This is a genomic window from Nocardia farcinica, from assembly GCF_029867845.1.
GTDB classification, from domain to species: Bacteria; Actinomycetota; Actinomycetes; order Mycobacteriales; family Mycobacteriaceae; genus Nocardia; species Nocardia farcinica_A.
In genome coordinates, this window is the sequence record NZ_JARWRU010000645.1 from 1 (window position 1) to 3,249 (window position 3,249).

3 protein-coding genes and 1 tRNA gene are annotated in these 3,249 nt (G+C 73.7%); 1 reads left to right on the plus strand and 3 read right to left on the minus strand.

Annotated elements, in window-relative coordinates; translation table 11 throughout:
* Positions 1-107 precede the first annotated feature (107 nt).
* From QH283_RS14280 to QH283_RS14290, 3 genes are all read right to left on the minus strand, one after another.
* Positions 108-992, minus strand: coding sequence for a DUF6159 family protein (locus tag QH283_RS14280; RefSeq protein ID WP_280503486.1), 885 nt, complete (start codon positions 990-992; stop codon positions 108-110).
* A 69-nt stretch (positions 993-1,061) separates the two neighbouring features.
* Complete coding sequence (locus QH283_RS14285) at positions 1,062-2,135, minus strand: hypothetical protein (RefSeq protein ID WP_280503487.1); 1,074 nt, start codon at positions 2,133-2,135, stop codon at positions 1,062-1,064.
* 111 nt (positions 2,136-2,246) lie between these two features.
* Positions 2,247-2,807, minus strand: a complete 561-nt coding sequence (locus QH283_RS14290) for a MarR family winged helix-turn-helix transcriptional regulator (RefSeq protein WP_280503488.1) — start codon at positions 2,805-2,807, stop codon at positions 2,247-2,249.
* A gap of 184 nt (positions 2,808-2,991) precedes the next feature.
* Between QH283_RS14290 and QH283_RS14295 the strand changes: the two genes are divergently transcribed.
* Positions 2,992-3,063: transfer RNA gene (locus QH283_RS14295), tRNA-Cys, on the plus strand.
* Positions 3,064-3,249: the final 186 nt, after the last annotated feature.

Below are 3,249 nucleotides of genomic sequence, written 5' to 3' on the forward strand. Positions count from 1 at the left end.
CCCCCCCCCCCGCCCCCCCCGGGGCGGGGGCGCCCCTCGTCGTTCCCGGCCGGGCTGTGCTGTTTCCGATCGGGCTGTGCTGTTTCCGGCCGGGCGGTGGCGGGGGCTCACGGATAGCCGTGGCCGTCGTAGTTGCCCGCCGGGAAGCTGCCGGTCGGATGACTGCCGTCGTGGAAGGCGCGCGAGAGATCCATCCCCGCGAAGGCCGGGGGAGTGCGCCCGTCCACCGCGAAGCGGTACAGCGCCGCCGAGTAGACGGTGTTGGCGGCGGAATAGAAGGCCAGCACCGTGATGAACGCGCCGAGGCCGAGCCAGCAGCCGACCGTAGACAGCAGCACCCCGCCCACCGCCTCGTCGGCCAGCGCGCCGAGCACCGTGCCGATCAGCATGCTCAGCAGCCCGCCCACCAGCACGAGGATGTAGCCGAAGGTGCCCAGTCTGGTCGTGCCCGCCACCCCGGTGCCCCACACCTGCGCGTGGCAGGCCCGCGCGGCGCGCACCGCCTCCACCGGGCCCCGGCGTTCCAGCACGATCATCGGCAACACCAGATAGGCCACGTCCGACCACGGGGTCGCCCTGGTCGGGCTCGGCGCCCCCGGCTCCCTGGCGGTGCGCTCGAACAACCGCAGCACCGGCAGCACGAACGCCACCGCGAGCGCCCATGGCAGCAGCGCGAAGAACCGGGCCCGGCCCGCCCGCCGGCCGGCACGCGGGTCCGCCCAGCCGCCGCGCAGCACGTTGTCGGCCTGGGTGAGCAGGCCCGCGTTGCCGAGCACCGTCACGATCACACACAACAGGTACACCACGACGACCGTCGGATAGGGGATGGGCGAGGCCACCCCGACACCGGTGAAGAACAGGGTGGCGAAGGTCGCGCCGGTGAAACCCAGCCCGACCAGCGCCGAGGTGACCGGGAACGAACGCAGCCCGCGATGCGCGCGCAAGACGGCATTGGCGGTCGAATACATCGTGCGCGCGGTCGAATACGACACGTGGGCATCCCCCGGGGTCGAGCGTCTTCGTCGGTCCCCGCCCATGCTAGCCACGGCGCGACGGCGGGCTCAGTTCGGCGGTGCGGGCGGGGCGTAAGGGGTCTGGATGACGGGCGGGATCACCAGCGTCGGCGTCGATCCGTGCTCGGATTCGCGCGGCGCCTCGCGGCCGAAGGCCAGCAGACCGGCCACCGTCACGCCGAGGGCCAGCGTCACGGCGGCGGCGGTCACCAGCTTCCAGCGGCCCCGCCGCGCCGGGACGGGCGGCGCCGGGATCGGATCGGTGCGCAGGTGCGGGATGTGCACGTCGCCGGACGGGCGTTCGGCCGCCAGCAGCACCGCCCCGCGCGCCGAGACGTGCTCGGGCTCGGGGTCGTGCACGATCGGCAGGTCGAAGGTCGCGGCCAGTTCCTCGCGCACGATCGGGCTGCGCGCGCACCCGCCGACCAGCACCAGCGCGATCGGCCGCGTCCCGGTGCGCTCGATCAGCTGCTCCACCGCCGACGCCGAGTCCCGCACCCCGTCGGTCAGCAGGTCGGCCAGATCGCTGTGGGTGAGCACTGCACGCGCGCCGGTGCGGGGGTCGGTGGCGGTGACCACCCTGGCGCTGCTCAGCTCCTCCCGGTGGCGGCGCACCACGGCGCGGTCGGCGCGCACGCCCACGTGCGCGAGACGGTTGCGCAGCAGCGCGTCGTAGTCGTCGCCGCCGGGGCAGCTGCCGTGGTCGAAACCGAGCACCGCGTCCGCGCGGCAGTCGACCTGGGTGAGGGTGAGCCCGGCGCTGCCCAGGTCGTAGAGCAGCACCGAGCCGGAATCCGGCAACCGCCCGGTGAAGCGCAGATAGCGCAGCTGCGCCAGCGGCTCGTCCACCACGGTCAGCCTGCGCCTGCCCGCCGCGCGGCGCACGATCTCGGCGTGTTCGGCGCTGCGGCAGGTCACCGCCGTGCTCGCGATCAGCTCGTCCCGCTGCTGCGCGGACAGGCTCATGCGGCGGATGACCTCGAAGACCGCCTCGTCCACGCCCGCGCCCGGCCGCCGTCGCACCGCGCAGCAGTCGATGGGCGGCAGATGCGGCTGGTCGGAATGGGCGAGGATCGCCCGCGCGCCACTCGAGCCGGCGGACACGCCCAAGACCAGCACCATGGTGTTCATGGTGACCTGTCCGCGCCACTGTGCCAACACATGCGTATCGGTCACAGCGCGGGCGCCGCCGTCAGGGCTCTGTTGGCCGGACCGTGGGGTACGGCCGCGCGCTCAGCCCGCCGCGGGCTCGGCGCCGCCCGCCCAGCGCACCGGCGCGCCACCGGTGTCGAAGTCGCCCGCCGCGTGCCGGAACTCGGCGAGCAGTTGCAACAGGGTGGCGAGCCGATCCGGTGCCAGCCCTGGCTGCGCGAACACCTCGGCGTTCAACTGTTCCGTCGCCTCGGCCACGGATTTTCGTCCCGCGTCGGTGATCTCGATGAGCGTGGCCCGCCGGTCGCTCGGATGCGGCACCCGCGTGACCAATCCGGCCGCCTCCAGTCGGTCCACCGTGTTGGTGACACTGGTCGGATGCACCTGCAGGCGCGCACTGGCCTTCGCCATCGGCAGCGCCCCGGTCCTGGTGAAACTCAACAGCCGCAGCAACTCGTAGCGCGAGAAGGTCAGACCCGTCGGCTTCAGCGCCTCGTCGACCCGCGCCATGACGATCTGCTGCGCCCGCACCAGCGAGGTCACCACCGCCATGCCGTCGGCGGCATCGGCCCACCCGTGGTCGACCCACTGGCGGCGGGCCTCCTCGATCGGGTCCAGCGGAAGCGGGCGTGGCCGAGACATGTGTCCGATCATCGCACGCCGCCCGCCGTCGGCGGCCATTCCGCACAACTCGCTGTGCCCGATTCACCCGGATTCCCCGTCACACCCGCCCGAGCCGCCCACACCCGCCCCGTCGAGCCTTGCGATCACGGTGACCGTAACCCTCGCCGGCCCACCGTGTGCCGGGGCAGTCTGTACAGGCCATGCGGGCGTGGCTGAGAGGTTTAGGCAACGGTCTGCAAAGCCGTGCACGCGGGTTCGATTCCCGCCGCTCGCTCGACGCTGCCGGGTGTGCCGCGGCCGAGGGCCCGGGCGGGAAATGCCGACCGGGCCCTCGTCGCGTCGACGGGCACCGGGCGATCGAACACGTGAGGCCCCCCCCCCGGTGGGCCGGGGGGGGGCGGCCGGGGGGTTTTGCCGAGGGCGGGTTGGCACCGGCGGCGGGGAGGTGCGGGGGGGGACC